Here is a 15839-nt window from a genome sequence, read left to right on the forward strand (position 1 = left end):
TCTTGGCAGGCCCGCAGTTTTGCACCTTCATGGATCATGCGGTTACCGATCTGCTCGGGAGTCCAGCCGCTCTTCAGCCGGGCCACGATGCTCTGGCACAGCTCCGGATGTCGGATCAGCTTGCGTTGCGTCGAACGGCGTTGCTGCGTGCGCTGGTGCGCGGCCATTCCAAAGTATCCAGCGTAATTTTTGGGGAACGCATCATCGGCCCAGAAATTGCGTTTGATCTCGCGGAAGATCGTCGATTTGTGGCGCTTCAGAACACGCGCCATCTCGACGACAGGGACCTTTGCGAGCCACCAGTCTTCAATTCTGCGGCGTTCTTGTAAGCTCAGTTGCGTGTAAACCGTTCCCATGCGATATTCCTCCTATTAGATAACGCGTTGTTTTCTAATAGGAGTCGCACTTCAAAGTAGCGCGCACTTCTACACCACGGTTTCGCATAACCGATGTTATGTAATATTCGGATCAGCTGCGGCTCTTGCCTTTATCGAGGCTAAGAAGCAGCTGCTCCAATGCCTGCTGGTATTGGTCCAAGGTCTTTAAGCCACGTTCAAAAGCCTCGTTCATGATCTTAGCCACCTCGTCGCGGCTATCATATGCCGCTAGCGTACGCTGCAGAATCGTGTCGTGAGAATCCTGTTTGCAATCAACCGTATAGTGATATCCAAGCGACCCGAAAAGACCTTCAAATTTCCGGCTATAGGCCATCGGCACAACCGGGACACCGCTTGAAAATGCTGCGATGCAACTATGCATACGCGCGCCCATGAAAAAGTCCAATCCGGCAATATAACTTTTCGCCTCAGAGGGCGTCGTGAACGTGGGCGCCATTTTGGACGATGGATATTCTTCTGCAAGCACACGGCAGGCATGTAGATCATCTTCGACGGATCCCGTTTCCCAAGAAATCACATGCGGCACGAAATGCAGCTCTATGTCATCCGGGTGATCCAGGAATTGTTGGATGAGTTCATGAATTAGCGATCGGTAATCGACGCCAAGCCCAAACATGTTTTTCCCGGAATACCCGCCGCTCATCAAAAGCCCCGACACATTGATGCCAACCTTGACCGGCCCTGTCTTGTCGCGCTTGGGCGCAGGCGTATAGGGAAGCCGCAGCGCCACGTCTGATGCCTCGATTATGGTGCCGTTAACACCTAGGTCGCGGGCACATTCGGTCGACATCGCATCACGGGTGGAAATCACCGCACAGCGCCGGATCGACTGCCCCGCCAACAGCTTTGACAACCACGATGTGAACGGTCCGACGGTTTGCGGGGCAAGAACCAAAGGCCGCCGCGCGATGTGGGTCAGATATTTCATCAAGAACAGTCGGATAAGCCGTTTTCGGCCATAAATGTCTGTGAAGCTGTCGCCTGCTCCAATGTCGATCACGCAGTCGGCTTTTCGGACCAATTTGTAGAATTGCATCGGATGGCGCAGCACCCGAATGTCTTCGACGGTGACATCCGAACCGGTGATATAGACCGGGCGTGCCCCGCGGCCATCGACGATGGTGATCGCGATATCCAGATCGTTCTGCTGGGATATTGTGCGCAGTATTTCGACTTCGGATGCCGTCAGGGCGCCAACACCCAGATTGTCATTTCGGGCACCATGGAAAATAAGAACAACGTGGATCATTTCGGCCCGAATTCCATTTCAATTTTTTGTGTGAACATCGGCAAATTTTCTTTTTTGAACAGCATCCGGCATGTCAGACCTTCAACACGGCCCGCAACCGACGTAGAGCATATTTGGGCAGCGAAGAATACCTATCTTTATTCGCCTGCGCAGCCTGAATGACCGAGTATGGCAACGTCGCGTAGGACATCGCGACATTCAACCGGCTGACCTTCACATCTTCCGAGTCAAACCCAACATCCGTCAAACACTTACCAACAACATGCTGAATGACGCCGATTTCGCGATCTGACAGAACCTGCCGCCAGCGGTTTTTGGGGGTGCTGCTGATCCCTGCCCCGTGATCTACCTTCATGACAGAACTGTTATGAAGCGGCACGGCCAGCAGGTTGGATGAGAACTTAAGCCCCAACCATTCGGCCACATCGCGCACAGCCTCTTCGGGCTCGTTGACGATGTCTTCATAAAGCACGATCTTGACGCGATCAGGCCCGTGCTTTTGCCGGGCTTGCAGGGCTGCGTTGGTGGCCGCCCGCCACATCAGACTGGCAAGAACGATGTGATAAGACTTACGGGCACGCTGTTGGTCCAACTTTTGCCCGGCATCGACCGTCTCGTCACCGCTGTGCCAATCTCGATAGGACGCAACAACCGCGCGTGGGTCGCGCACCATACACACCACCTGTGCTGCGGGATAAAGCGCAAGGATATCGTCGATCCGAAAAACATGGCGCGGGGTTTTTTCACCCCATATCTGCGCGTCATCCCGGGATGCGCGCAACTTGCAAAAGGCTTCGAAGATACAGTCGACGCTGTCACCCAATTCGGCGGCATAGGTCAGCAACTCATCGCGGGTAAACCAACTGTCATCCGGGTTCCCTTGTTTGCCATATGGCCGACTGGCGATCGCTCGAAAGTAGTCGGCGCAGATGTTGCGTTCTTCCTCGCTCATCGAACTGATCGTGCGGTCTTTGAAACGAGTCCGAAGGTCATCGAAATAATGCGTCTCGCCAACCAGGCTGACGCTTTCATCCCGCATGACAATCGACCGAAGCATTGCTGTTCCGGACCGCGACGCACCGACAATAAATACCGGCGGCTTCCAGTCTGCGTTCAAACCCATAAAGTTATCCTTGCTCAAATCGTAAAAAGTCAAAAAGTGTTCAAATTATCAGAATATCATGGACCATATCCATCTAAAAGCCAAAGCGCATCTATTATCCAAAGCCGCCGCGGTCCTTTTGCCTAGCAGTCTTTGGTGCCGCGCAGGTCAAGATCATGTCGACCAACGAGAAACGGTGCCGTTGCGATAATACGCAATTAAGTCGCCCATCGTGGCAAAGATAAGGCCAGCCAACATTACAATTCCAAGACCAACCCATCCCGGATGAACGACGTGGCCGGGTAACAGGCTGTCTCTGAACACGACAATAACCATCATGACCACCGTTAATATCACCGGGAGGATCATCGGACGCGGGCTGATCGACGCGCGGTACAAAGCCAGCGCAAGCGTCACAAAATAGCCGATCACCTCAGACAGCAGCGCAATCCATAATATGGTGAGCAATTCACCCCCGGTCGCCGCGACATACCACGAAATCGGTATGGACAGCACGCGAAAGAGGTTCCCAATCATCGCGTTGGCGGTGTGGCCAAGCGCCAGTGCGACCGTTGTGCACCCAACTTTGAATAGTCGTACACTTTGAAGAACCGCCAAGAAGGACAGAAGCGGCAACAGCGCCGCGTATTTTGTGCCCAAAAGAAAGGTCACAACTGGTTTGCCGGCAAGATCGACCGCAACGACCAACATCAAACCACCCAACATTCCAAACTGTAACGCGGTAATGGACAGATGGCGAAAACGCTCTCGATCCTCGACTGCGGCGGATAGTTGCGGCAGAAAAAAGCTCTGTAAACTGCGCGCGATAACCAAGGTGGGGGTCAGCGTAAGGGTGAACCCCATTGCCAATATCGCAAGTGAGACCATTCCAAGTTCGCGCCCTACGACCAGTTTTTCGCCTTGATAAACAAGCAGCAAGAATGCGTTGTTGATCAAGAGCGGCCAACCGAACCGCAACGCCAGCCCCATCGTGCCGCGATCCAGCACCAGCCTGTATTTACGCTGCGATATCAAATGCGACGCGACGGTCATGCCGCCCCATTGCACGACATAGGCAACCAGCATCACCCTGAAATCGCCAAGCAAAAGGAACGTAGGCCAAACCAACAAGGTCGATACCAAGGCCGGCAACAAAGTGCTGGCGATCAAGGGGCCAAAATTCATTGCGCGGCTTAGGCGATAGACATCGAAGTGGATGAACCCGCGCAAAACGGGGATCACCGCCAACACCTGATAGGCCCATGCCAGCTCATCAATCCCCAAAAACCGTGCGATCGGATGGGCCAGCGCAATCAGCGCCAGCGCCGACAGCACGCCCCGCAACAGATGAAAGCCTTGCAGGCCTGCCTGAAGGTCTGGGTCATCGCCTTTTTCATTTTGGACGATCAGCTGATGAAGCCCGAAGGTGGACATCATCTCGACCACAGCCATGCTCAGCGCGAAGGTCGCTGCGATGCCATAATCTTCGACGTCCATAAGCCGCGCGACCAACAGATTTCGAAGCAACAGAACGAACGAACTAAAAGCGTTTCCAGACAGAACCAGAAAGGCGGTTTTTACCATAGGTGCGGGTTTCCAGTCGTTCCGGGCTGCGTGCGTTTTGCACTGTTGCATTAAGGCTTTACCAAATGCAATATTCTATCATTGATCGCCTAGCCGTTATATAGTCTGTGCAACCTGATTTTTTTATTCGTCCGTCAGCACTGATTTCCAAATCGCCGAGTCAGAGGACCGCAGTGTCAGTTACAAGCTTTGCGCCGCAAAAACCCGCCAGCCTATGGCTGGAAAAGGTCAAACTGCCAGTGCCTGTATTTTTATATCTGCTGGCCGTCGTCACCCCTGTTCAATTCAGCCTTGGCCCGATCTCGATGAACGGGTTGCGACTGCTGCTGCTGATAATGGTCTTGCCGCTTTCGTTCAGGCTGTTGCTTGGCAAATATGGGCGATTGTTCTGGACCGATTTTCTATTTGTTTTTCACATCATCTGGGCCGCGGTCGCGCTGGTAGTCAACAACCCCGACGAGGTCGTCGAATTCATCGGCTCGGCGTCCATCGAGTTCATTGGCGCCTATGTTCTGGCGCGGGCCTATATTCGTGATGTCGCGACCTTTGCCGCCATGATACGGGTCTTGATCATCCTGGTCTGCGCCACGTTACCTTTCGCCATCTATGAAGCCTTGACCAGTCATCCAATCCTGATCGAAAAAATCCGCAGCATACCGGGCATAAGAAGCGTCACGATCGTTCAGAACATGCCGCGGATGGGCCTTGATCGTGCGCAAGTCGTCTTTCCCCATCCCATTCTTTACGGACTGTTCGCGTCGGTCTCGTTCTCGCTGTGTTTTATGGGTTTCAAAGGCATTTTTTCCAATGTGAAACGCTATACGCTCAGCGCGCTTATTACGTTGGGCGTGTTTCTGTCACTGTCCAGCGGCGCGTTGTTGTCCGTTGTCCTGCAGTTCTTTTTAATCGCCTGGGCATGGATGCTGAGATCGGTGAAAGGTAAATGGCTTTGGCTGTTTTTGCTCTTTGCCTTCATTTACGTGCTGATCGATTTGCTTTCGAACCGATCGCCGATGAAGGTGTTCATGACCTATGCCACCTTCTCGACCCACAATGCTTATTATCGCTCGTTTATTTTTGAATGGGGCATGAAAAATGTTTGGGCCAATCCGATATATGGCATTGGCTTGAATGACTGGGTGCGACCCCGTTGGATGCACACGGCAAGCATGGATAATTTCTGGCTGGTCAACGCGGTGCGCTATGGGATTCCGGGCTTTTCCTTCCTGGCTCTTGGTTACCTGATCGCCATTTTGAAAATCGGGTTGCGGAATCTGGGGAACGACGTCGTTCTAAAACGGTTTCGAACGGCATGGATGATCACTTTTGTTGGCCTGTCCTTCACGCTTAGCACGGTGCATATCTGGGCCAACATCTATTCGTTTGCCTTCTTTCTTTTCGGCTCAGGCATCTTTTTCGCCGTTTGCGACCTGTCCGACAACGACGGCGAAAAGCTCGTGGAAGCGGAACAGGATAGAACGCTTCAATACAGCAGAGGCAATACGACGATCGAGCGGACCCGCAGCCAAGGTGGCCGTGATGCGCCACTGACCCGTCCGGCAGATACAGCGGTGGATCAAAATCTGAATAAGCAGGCCGCGCGCGCCGACGACGGTCCAAAATACACAAGGTTTCCGAAGACATCGCGGAAGGGCAAAAAATAATGTGCTGGCCCCTTCGTTAGAAAAGGCCAGCACATCAAAACAACGTCACTTGATGAGGGATTAGCCCAAAGTTAAGGCGTCATCCTGAACGACGGGTTCAACAAAGTCCACGTCGTCATCAACACGGAAGTCGGTGACTTCGCCATCGAAGAAACGGCTCCATTTCGTCCCGATTGACCAACCCCATTCGCCACCACCGGCGCCGACGAAATCGAAGTCCGTGTCAGTTTCATCCAACACGACGGTGTCGTCGACGATCACTTGCAAGCGATCCGAATCCTGATCAACGATGACCGAAACACGGTGCAGGTCAGTGTCGTTCAAGCCCAGATCTTCAACTTCGAAGCCTTTGTGGAACTTGGCGTCGTTGTTGGCGACGTGGACGATCAGACCGTCATCATCGATGGTCAACCCGACCTTCTTGTGGTTCCAGATCAGGCGCTGTTTGCTTCCGTCTGCTTCGTCACGCGCATACTCAACTGTGAACGCGATCTGCTCTGAGTCTTCCAGATCTTCAAACCGGCCAAGATCCACGTAGTCGCGATTGCCATCGAAGACGATCGAAGACGCGTCTTTGACAAATGCGTCTCCGTTCATTTCGACCGAGGCATTGTCCTCGAGGTTGGCGAAGTCCAGCACGTGGTCGTCAAAGCCTGCCAGGAAGTCGGACAGATTTACGTTATCGGATCCGCTGTTGTCAGAGTTGTCCGAACCACCGTCATCAGAATTGTCCGAGCCGCCAGTGTTGGTATCGTCCGAACCGCCAGTGTTGGTGTCGTCCGAACCGCCAGTGTTGGTGTCGTCCGAACCACCAGTGTTGGTGTCGTCCGAACCACCAGTGTTGGTGTCGTCCGAACCACCAGTGTTGGTGTCGTCCGAACCACCAGTGTTGGTATCGTCCGAACCACCAGTGTTGGTATCGTCCGAGCCACTGTTGTCGCCGGTATTCGAACCGCCACCAGTTGTGTAATCCGTATCCGCACCGGCCGAACCATTAGCGTTTCCGGGTGTTACGTTGCCCGACACATCCCATGAGTTCGGCTGATCGCCACGAATGCCCGCCGTGATGTTATCGATGATCGAAACATTCTTCGAATCTTCGTTGGCATAAATCTGCGTCGTTGTGCTGTGCGGGCGATTTTGGTTTTGCGAGACGCTCTGGTTGCCTTCGACCGTCAGGACGGTGTTGTTCTTGATAACCAAGCCATCCGTTTCACCAACGGTAATACCGTGCGTGTGCGCATTGATGATCGTGTTGTTCTCGATCAAAAAGTCGCGGTAATACATCTCTTGCCCGGCTCTGCCCTGATCAACTTCTTCGTTGCGGATGAAGATTGTTTGGGTCCAGGCGCCATCGCCGATGTCCAGCTTGTTGTTGACGATCCGGACGTTTTCGCTCGGATTATCCGAACCGCGTGTCCAGAACTGAATCATGTCACGGTGGGTGCTGTTGCTGGGGTGCGACGTGAAATCATGAATGTGGTTATTGGCAATAAGCACATCCTGAACTTCTACGAAGTCCATGCCGTCACCGCCAATGGTGTGAATGTCGTTGTTCGTGATCTCAACATCCTGAATCCGCGACGTGACGATGCCCCGATGCCAGTTTGAGATTTCCATGTTGTCGATTGTGACGCCCGAGGAATCGGTGATCGCCAAACCATAGCCGGTCGGGTAACCGTTGGCCCCATTGTCGCCGTCAACATTGCCGTTACGCAGCGTGATGTTGCTGGATTCGTCAATTTTGAACGCGCGATAGTGATCAGGTTCGCCTTTGAAATCATAGTCGAAATCAATCTTGTCGAAGGTGATGTTCTTGGCGTTCTCCAATTCCATCGACGAGAATGATGCCGGTGCGTTGGCATTGGCCGAAGTTATCGTGACCTCGCTGTTGTACTTGATGTTGAAACCGCTTTTTGCGTCAAGTTGAAGATGGCCATAGTCGCCGCTTGCGAGCTTAATCACGTCTCCGCCTGATGCGTTCTTCAACGCGTCATAGAGTTCTGTCCGGGAACTCACATTGTAAATCGTCATCTCATTCTCCTAGAGTGGTGTCTTTCCGTTGCGGCTTCACTAAGCTGCCGGGCGAACATGTCCATCGAACCGCCAGTAATTCGTTAACTTGGGGCGAAAACGGGCCTATTATGTGTCCAGTCAGTGGATTCTCGCCGAAAGAAGCGCATTGCTTTCATTTTTTTTCTGATCAGCCTCTTGACAGCTATTTTGCCCTTTATTTATTGGCGGCCATGCGGCTAAGCATCTGGAAATTGCTCATCTTTTCGGCCTTACTGTGGCCACAAAAAGTGCCACAAAGTGTCACATCCGCCCCAATTCGACCACGCCCAACACCAAACCAGCCCGCTGCGATTTCGCTAAACCGCAGCGAATCGACGGGCCAACGCTACAATTTGATTCATATTTTTTGGGAAACGCGGGTGTGGACAGCACGGTCACAGGCTCGTTCAATGGTGCTGGTTAGAGTTTGGATACTATTTGACGCGCATCCGGCCATTCCTGCCATTTGCGATTTAGGGTTAACGTATGATTGATGCCGTCCTGTTTGTTGAGACCCAATACGCAGTTTTCTTGATCTTTCGCCCAATAAGTCACGCTCACCCTATTGCGCCCTAAAATCTTTGTTCATCGGTCAACCTCGGGGGTGTAGCGACCCCCCTGTAACCTTGCTTTATAGAGGGCAGGCAAATACACTTGTTTCAATAATTGAGTTTATATTTTTACAAATCATGACAAAAGAACGCGAAGACTCCAAAATTGAACGCCGGTCGTTGCTTCGGTTCCTGACCTTTCTTCCACTTTGTCTGTTGGTTGGTGGGGCCGCGCTGACAACCCGAAATGGTTGGGTTCTCAGAAAGGACGACATCTAGTGTTCGTCTCCGAAACGTCGCCCGTTCCGGACAATGCAGGCGCGGTTGATTTTTGCGTTGTGGGTTCTGGGCCAGCTGGGATGACCTTGGCGCTTAAGCTTGCGCAATCCGGCCAGCGCGTCGCATTGGTCGAAGCTGGCGTACTTGAATACGAAGACTGGTCGCAAGATCATTACAAGGGCCGCGTGATCGGCGATAGTTACCACGATCTGGACGGCGCGCGCCTGCGGATGTTTGGCGGGTCGTCAAACCATTGGGCAGGCCACTGCATTCCGCTTGAGCGCGAGGATTTCCTGCCGCGATCCGGCAATCCAAACACCGGTTGGCCAATCAGTATCGACGACGTCGACCCGTTTCTTGCCGAAGCCTGTGACATTCTTGAAATTCCCAATGAGTTTGAAGAAGCGGCCTATACCGATACGATCCGCAAAACCCGGTTTCAGTGGAGCCCGCCAGTTCTGTTCGGTGAAAAGTATCACGCCGAGATTTCGCAATCGGCCAATCTGACGGCCTACCTTGGCAGCGCACTGGTCGGGTTGGAGCGAGAGGGGCAGCGCATCACCACTGCCAATTTCAGACGGCACAGCGGTGGTGACTTCGACATTCAGGCGCAGACATTCGTAATCTGCACCGGCGGGATTGAGAACTCGCGCCTGCTTTTATGGATCAATGCGCAAAACAATGACGCGCTTATCCCGAACCACAATCTGATCGGGCGTCACTGGACCGAACATCCTCATACCCAGCTTGGCGAAGTGCTGTTTGACGATGTGCCCGACGATTTTTTCCATAACGACGAGGCGACATTTTCCCTGACGCGCGCCCGGCAGGATCAAGCCGGCATCTTCAATGCGGCCCTTCAGGTCGAAGCGTATTCTTATAGCCGGACCAAGAAACTGGTGGCCGATATCGCCTGCGTCGCCCCTGCCCTTGGGTCACGCTTGTTTGAAGCGATGGGGAAAAAGCTGATCTGTGGTGCCCGACTGCATGGCCAGTGGGAACAGGCCCCGGTTGATGAAAACCGCGTAACCCTGAGCGCTGACAGCCGCGATGCGTTCGGCATTCCGCGGTCCGAGCTGTTTTGGCAGCGCAGCGACGCGGATCGAAACACAATTGTTGAAACGGTGCGTATCTTTGCCAATGAACTGGCGGAAACCGGCAAGGGGCGCGTGCGTCTGGCCGACTGGATCACTGATGATTTGCCGATCCCCGAAACCGAGATGATGGCCGTATGGCATCACATGGGCGGCACAAGGATGAGCGACGACCCGACAAACGGCATCACCGACAAAGACCTGCGGGTGCATGGGCTTGAAAACCTCTATCTTGGTGGATCGTCGGTGTATCCAACCGGGGGTTACGCAAATCCGACCCTTATGATCGTGCAACTTTCGCTTCGTCTGGCGGCAAGGCTGACCCGCGCCTGAGAGATTTGATCAAGGTTTTGGGAAATGGACCCTTACGATGATTTTTGCTGACGCCTTCGGCCCCGGTCTCTTTCGCCTTGTGTTGGCGTGCTTTGTGGTGGTCAGTCACATCTCATCCCTGAATGTGGGCGAACCCGCTGTCTTCGTGTTCTTCATGCTCAGCGGCTATTGGGTGTCGTTGATGTATTTACACAAATACGCCCACCACCCGCATCCCGTCCGCACCTTCTATCTGTCGCGTGGTCTGCGGGTGTGGCCCCCCTATGCGGTGGCGGTCGTGCTGAGCATTCTGGCCACAAGCCTTGTGACGGGCAGCACGCCCTATCAACTGTTCGCAGGCCTTGCGCTGTTCGGTGTTGCCTCGCACGGGTTGGATGCGCTGAACGTGTCCTGGGCGCTGGATCTTGAGTTGCAGTTCTACCTGCTTTTGCCCTTTGCGCTGGCGGTGATCGGAGGCTGGTCGCTTGGATGGCTGTTTTTTGCATCACTAGTGGCTGCCGTTTTGGGGTGGTGGCTGTTTCTGACCTTCGGTCTGAAAACCGTGCTGTGTTACCTGCCGACGTTCGCGGTCGGCGTGTTGGTCGCGGTCCGCGATATCACCTTCAGCCCGCGCCTCGTCACCGCCTCGACGCTGGGCTTTGTCGCGATCATCGCGGTGTTCTTCGCGAACGACACGTTGAGGGCCTTCTTTATCAAGACCCAGCCAAGCCCGTTCAACGAAGAATGGATGACCATGGCGCTGATGTTGTTGCTGTTGCCCTTCGTGGCCTGGAACGTGCGGCAGAAATCGGGCTGGCTTGACGCACATTTCGGCAATCTGTCCTATACCCTTTATCTGCTGCACTATCCGGTGATCTCAGTCACCACCAACATCCTTGGGCGCGACATGACGATCGGCGAAAAATCAATTTATGCGTTGGCCGTCGCCGTGGTTTCTGTTTTCTTCTACATTATCATTGATCGCCCCAGCGAAGCGTTCCGCCGCCGGGTGATGAAAAAGCAATTTAGCAAAGCGTCGCCTTAGGGCTGGCAGGACAAGTCATTAAAGACAGGACAGTTGTATGAAGTTCAAAGAAACCCCGTTAAAAGGCGCGTTCGTCATCGATCTGGAAGAGATTGCCGATGATCGCGGTCATTTCGCCCGCGCCTTTTGTGCAGAGGAGTTCGAAGCCCACGGCCTGAAACCCTCCATCGCGCAGATCAATCTGTCCTTCAATGAAAAGAAAGGCACGATTCGCGGGCTGCATTATCAAGAGGCACCCGCGGCCGAGGCCAAGTTCCTGCGCTGCATTTCCGGCGCGATCTATGATGTGATCGTTGATCTGCGCCCCGACAGCCCCACCTATCGCCAGCATTTCGGGATCGAGCTGTCCGCCGAAAACCGCACTGCGATCTATGTCCCCGAGATGTTCGCCCATGGCTATCTTGCGCTGACGGACGGCGCGCAGGCCTATTATTCAGCAAGCGAGTTCTACACGCCGGGGGTCGAAGGCGGTTTACGCTATGACGACCCCGCGTTAGCCATCGACTGGCCTATCCCGGTCACAATCGTCAGTGAAAAAGACGCGCAGTGGCCGCTGATCTCTGACTAGCCCTCAAATTACCCTATTGTGCAAGAAAATATGATTTTATGGATTCTATGATGGCAAATGCGCAAACAGTGCTGGTGACGGGTGCGACCGGGTTTATCGGGGGTGCAGCCTTGCACAAACTGACCGATGCCGGGTTTGCAGCCGTCGGCACCTATCGCGGTGACACGCCCCCTGCCCCGTTGGACGGGGTGACATGGGTCCGGGCCGACCTGTCGGACGCCGCGGATATTGACGCGGTGATGACACAGCACAAGCCCAGCCACCTTCTGGCGCTGGCGTGGTATATGGGGCCGGGCAACCAGCAATCGCCGGAAAACTTCCGCTGGCTCAGCCGCTCGGTCGATCTGCTGACCGCCTTCGCGGACGCCGGCGGCACGCGCGTCACCTTCTGCGGCTCGTGCATGGAATATGACTGGAGCGAACCCGTCGCGCTGAACGAACTCACCACCCCCCTGCGCCCCGACACGCCTTATGGCGCGGCGAAAGCGGCGCTGTTCACGGCGTTCGGTTCAATGTGTGACACGCTGGGCATCTCGGGATCATGGGCCAGACCCTTCTTTTTATATGGGCCGGGCGAAAACCCGCGCCGGTTGGCCGCTGATGTGGTCGTATCGCTGCTTGAAGGGCGCGAGGCCCTTTGCACCCACGGCCAGCAGGCCCGCGATTTTCTGCATGTGGACGATGTGGCCGACGCCATGGTGCGCCTGTTGCAAAGCGATCTGACCGGGCCGGTCAATATCGGCAGTGGCGCGGCCATCCCGCTGGCAACCCTGATCAACGAGATTGGCCGTCAAACCGGTGGTGGCGACCTGATCCGCCTTGGCGCGCGCGAGGCTCGCCCGGGCGACCCGCCCCTGGTCGAAGCCGACATCACCCGTCTGCGCGACGAGTTGGGCTGGACCCCGAAATTTAATTTGGAAACAGGAGTGGCCGATACCATCGACTGGTGGCGCCGCGAATTAGAGAAAGAAAAAGCAATATGAGTGATCAGAACATTATCATCCTTGGTTCCGGCATGGCCGGTCTTGGCGCCGCCCATCATTTCCACGGCGCGGGTATTTCAACGCGCATGTATGACAAGAACGACTATCCCGGCGGGCACACGGCGACCTTTGTGCATGACAGCGGGTTCATTTTCGACGACGGGCCGCATATCTCGTTTTCCAAGGACGGACGGTTTCAAGAACTGTTTTCCGACAACGTGGACGGCAAGTTCGAGAAACTGAACGCCTATGTGAACAATTATTATCACGGCGCATGGGTCAAACACCCCGCGCAGGCCAACCTGCACAATTTGCCGGACGAGCTGAAAACCCAGTGCATACTGGACTTCATCGAAGCCTCGAAGAAGGACGTGGTGGAAAAGCCCGCCAATTACCTTGAATGGCTGATCTCGGTCTTTGGCGAAACCTTCGCCACCAATTTCCCCGCTGTTTACGGCAAGAAATACCACACCGTCGACGCCGATCAGATGAGCACCGTCTGGATGGGCCCCCGCCTTTACCGCCCGTCGATGGAGGAAGTCATCCGCGGCGCGGTTTTCGCCGAAACGCCGGATGTGCACTATATCTCGGATTTCCGTTACCCGACCGAGGGCGGCTTTATCTCTTACCTCAAGCCGTTCATGGAAAAGACCGACATGCGGCTGGAACACGAGGTCATCGCGATTGATCCCGACGCGCGGACGGTCGAATTTGCCAATGGCGTGGTGGAAACCTATGACCACCTTGTGTCGTCAATCCCCCTGCCCGCCCTGCTCCCAATGGTGAAAGGCGCGCCCGATCACGTGCGCGAGGCGGCGGCGAAACTGGCCTGCACCACTTGCATCACGGTCAATGTCGGCCTTGCGCGCGATGACTTCACCCCGGCCACATGGACCTATATCTATGACGAAGATATTTGCTTCACCCGCCTCAGCTTCCCACACAAGATGTCGCATAAGACCTGCCCCCCCGGCTGTGGTTCCATTCAGGCGGAATGCTATTATTCCGACAAATATCGCCCCCTTGATGTCAGCCCTGATGACCTGATCCAGCCGGTGATCGACGATCTGGTCAAAATCGGCCTGATCCGCGAGGACGAGGAAATCCTGCACACCGACGCCCGCCTGATCCCGCACGCCAACATCATCTTCGACCTTGACCGCGAAACCGCGCTGCCGATCGTCCATGAATGGTTGGCAAGCGTCGATATCAACTATGTCGGTCGGTTTGGCGAATGGGGCTATCAGTGGACGGACGAGGCGTTCAAATCCGGCGAACGCGGCGCACGTCAGGTGATTGAAAAGATGTAAAGCGGGGCCGCTGGCGTTTCTGATCGCGGCCCAAATGTGTTAAGCTGATCAAGCGTGCCCCGGTGGTGCGCCTGATCAGCGTATTTAGTTTTCAACGCAACCGATTGTTTTAAAAGATATTACGACTATCGCGCCTGTGTCATTGACGAACGCGCATTCCGCCCGAGGGAGGATTTCAGATGTTCATAAACGCCACGGATTTTCCGCAAGGCCATATTGAGACGGCGCGCGTATGCGTGTTCGGCTCTGGCCCAGCGGGGATGACGTTGGCGTATGATCTTGCAGAGGCTGGCGTCGATGTCCTGCTTGTCGAAGCGGGCGGAGAGGAGGTCGAGGACACCTCCCAAGCGCTCTATCAAGGCACTGTTGTTGGCGACGAGTATTTCGACCTCGAATATGCCCGCCTGCGCTGTTTCGGTGGCACGTCCGGGCATTGGGGCGGTATCTGTCGGCCGTTGGACCCGTTTGATTTCGATGAAAACCCCGGCGCACCGGGCACCGGGTGGCCGATTGCGGCGGATGCCCTGGCCCCTTATCTTAACGTCGCGGCGGATATCCTTGAAATTCCCGCGAAATTTGACGACCAAGCCCTGAACGACACGCTGCGGCGCACCGATTTCGAATACAGCCCGCCCGTCCGGTTCGGCGAAAAATACCTGCCTTACGTTGAGGGCCACGAAAACCTGCGCGTTGTCCTGAACACCGCCTTGACCAACCTGACATCCGACGCGGACCGCATTCGCAGTGCAACCGTGCAGACCGCGCAAGCAGGCGAATGGACGATTGAGGCCGATTATTTCGTGCTGTGCGCGGGCGGCATCGAAAATTCGCGGCTGCTTCTTTGGATCAATGATCAAAACGACCAGAAGATCATCAAAAATCACGACATCGTCGGGCGCTATTGGATCGAGCATTTCACCATGACCGTCGCCGAGGTCATCGCTGACGCCGAGGCATTGGGGACCGACGAAAATGATCAGGCTCATTTCTCACTCAGTCATGATTTTCAGAAGGAAAACGGCGTTCTGAATGCCTCGTTCGAGGTGAACCCCTCGGCCTATAGTGGTACCAAGGCGCTGATTGCCGATTTGCTGTGCATCGCGCCGAAACTGGGCGAACGACTGATGGGGGACAAGGGGCTGGTCTGCGGCTCACGCGTCATCGGCCATTGGGAGCAAGCGCCGTCGCCCGACAACCGCGTGGCGCTTGGCAATGAAAAAGACGCGCTTGGCATTCCCAAGGTGGAGCTGCATTGGCAAAGGACAGGGATCGACCGCAAGACCATCGCCCGCTCGGTCCATGCGCTGGCCCAGCAATTTGCTGATCTGGATATCGGGCGGGTGCGCCTGTTTGACTGGGTGCAGGATGACACCCTACCCCTGCCCGCAGACGGGGTCATCGCAAGTTGGCACCACATGGGCGGCACGCGAATGAGCGAGGACGCCCAAACCGGGGTGGTCAATGCAAACCTGAAAGTCCACGATCAGAGCAATCTGTATGTCGCCGGATCATCGGTGTTTCCGTCCGGCGGCATGGCCAATCCGACACTGACCATTGTCCAACTGTCTCTTCGACTGGCCGATCACCTGAAAGGGCAAATGGGTGTTTAGCCCCTGATGGTGTCGCCGCCAAGGGGCCGTCCTGG

General features: G+C 55.0%; 12 protein-coding genes. 7 read left to right on the forward strand and 5 right to left on the reverse strand.

What is annotated here, in order from left to right; translation table 11 throughout:
- The 4 genes from MUY35_RS14510 to MUY35_RS14525 form a co-directional block, all read right to left on the reverse strand.
- On the reverse strand, positions 1-356 hold a 356-nt coding region (locus MUY35_RS14510; protein ID WP_248369866.1), incomplete at its 3' end, for a helix-turn-helix domain-containing protein.
- 112 nt (positions 357-468) lie between these two features.
- A complete protein-coding gene (locus MUY35_RS14515; RefSeq protein WP_248369868.1) occupies positions 469-1647 on the reverse strand; it encodes a polysaccharide pyruvyl transferase family protein in 1179 nt (392 codons plus the stop codon).
- A gap of 73 nt (positions 1648-1720) precedes the next feature.
- Positions 1721-2770 carry a sulfotransferase gene (locus tag MUY35_RS14520; RefSeq protein WP_248369870.1) on the reverse strand — a complete coding sequence of 350 codons (1050 nt, stop codon included), beginning with the start codon at positions 2768-2770 and terminating at the stop codon, positions 1721-1723.
- Positions 2771-2923: 153 nt separating this feature from the next.
- On the reverse strand, positions 2924-4333 hold the full coding sequence (locus MUY35_RS14525; RefSeq protein WP_248369872.1) for an oligosaccharide flippase family protein: 1410 nt from the start codon (positions 4331-4333) through the stop codon (positions 2924-2926).
- Between the two features lie 173 nt (positions 4334-4506).
- Between MUY35_RS14525 and MUY35_RS14530 the strand changes: the two genes are divergently transcribed.
- Complete coding sequence (locus MUY35_RS14530; protein WP_248369874.1) at positions 4507-5997, forward strand: O-antigen ligase domain-containing protein; 1491 nt, start codon at positions 4507-4509, stop codon at positions 5995-5997.
- Positions 5998-6057: 60 nt separating this feature from the next.
- On the opposite strand, the gene MUY35_RS14535 is transcribed toward MUY35_RS14530, so the two are convergent.
- Positions 6058-8031: a right-handed parallel beta-helix repeat-containing protein gene (locus MUY35_RS14535; protein WP_248369876.1), complete on the reverse strand. Its 1974-nt coding sequence runs from the start codon at positions 8029-8031 to the stop codon at positions 6058-6060.
- Between the two features lie 910 nt (positions 8032-8941).
- Here MUY35_RS14535 and MUY35_RS14540 point away from each other — a divergent pair.
- From MUY35_RS14540 to MUY35_RS14565, 6 genes are all read left to right on the forward strand, one after another.
- Positions 8942-10309, forward strand: a complete 1368-nt coding sequence (locus MUY35_RS14540; RefSeq protein ID WP_348984517.1) for a GMC oxidoreductase — start codon at positions 8942-8944, stop codon at positions 10307-10309.
- A gap of 37 nt (positions 10310-10346) precedes the next feature.
- The gene (locus tag MUY35_RS14545; RefSeq protein ID WP_248369879.1) at positions 10347-11333 is read left to right on the forward strand and encodes an acyltransferase; all 987 of its coding nucleotides are present in this window, start codon (positions 10347-10349) and stop codon (positions 11331-11333) included.
- A 37-nt stretch (positions 11334-11370) separates the two neighbouring features.
- A complete protein-coding gene (rfbC, locus tag MUY35_RS14550; protein WP_248369881.1) occupies positions 11371-11901 on the forward strand; it encodes a dTDP-4-dehydrorhamnose 3,5-epimerase in 531 nt (176 codons plus the stop codon).
- 50 nt (positions 11902-11951) lie between these two features.
- On the forward strand, positions 11952-12884 hold the full coding sequence (locus MUY35_RS14555) for an NAD(P)-dependent oxidoreductase (protein ID WP_248369883.1): 933 nt from the start codon (positions 11952-11954) through the stop codon (positions 12882-12884).
- Entirely contained in the window at positions 12881-14194 is a 1314-nt protein-coding gene (locus tag MUY35_RS14560) for an FAD-dependent oxidoreductase (protein WP_248369885.1), read from the forward strand. The genes MUY35_RS14555 and MUY35_RS14560 overlap by 4 nt, the downstream gene beginning before the upstream one ends.
- A 179-nt stretch (positions 14195-14373) precedes the next feature.
- The gene (locus tag MUY35_RS14565) at positions 14374-15804 is read left to right on the forward strand and encodes a GMC family oxidoreductase (protein WP_248369887.1); all 1431 of its coding nucleotides are present in this window, start codon (positions 14374-14376) and stop codon (positions 15802-15804) included.
- Positions 15805-15839: the final 35 nt, after the last annotated feature.

Origin of the sequence: Aliiroseovarius sp. S1339 (assembly GCF_023195695.1) — a bacterium.
In the GTDB taxonomy this organism is placed as follows: Bacteria; Pseudomonadota; Alphaproteobacteria; order Rhodobacterales; family Rhodobacteraceae; genus Aliiroseovarius.

What these genes read in the sequence shown, in the direction of transcription:
- MUY35_RS14515 (WP_248369868.1), bottom strand. Translation starts at nt 1,647, where the DNA reads ATGATCCACGTTGTTCTTATTTTCCATGGTGCCCGAAATGACAATCTG.
- MUY35_RS14520 (WP_248369870.1), bottom strand. Translation starts at nt 2,770, where the DNA reads ATGGGTTTGAACGCAGACTGGAAGCCGCCGGTATTTATTGTCGGTGCG.
- MUY35_RS14525 (WP_248369872.1), bottom strand. Translation starts at nt 4,333, where the DNA reads ATGGTAAAAACCGCCTTTCTGGTTCTGTCTGGAAACGCTTTTAGTTCG.
- MUY35_RS14535 (WP_248369876.1), bottom strand. Translation starts at nt 8,031, where the DNA reads ATGACGATTTACAATGTGAGTTCCCGGACAGAACTCTATGACGCGTTG.
- MUY35_RS14545 (WP_248369879.1), top strand. Translation starts at nt 10,347, where the DNA reads ATGATTTTTGCTGACGCCTTCGGCCCCGGTCTCTTTCGCCTTGTGTTG.
- rfbC (WP_248369881.1), top strand. Translation starts at nt 11,371, where the DNA reads ATGAAGTTCAAAGAAACCCCGTTAAAAGGCGCGTTCGTCATCGATCTG.
- MUY35_RS14555 (WP_248369883.1), top strand. Translation starts at nt 11,952, where the DNA reads ATGGCAAATGCGCAAACAGTGCTGGTGACGGGTGCGACCGGGTTTATC.
- MUY35_RS14560 (WP_248369885.1), top strand. Translation starts at nt 12,881, where the DNA reads ATGAGTGATCAGAACATTATCATCCTTGGTTCCGGCATGGCCGGTCTT.
- MUY35_RS14565 (WP_248369887.1), top strand. Translation starts at nt 14,374, where the DNA reads ATGTTCATAAACGCCACGGATTTTCCGCAAGGCCATATTGAGACGGCG.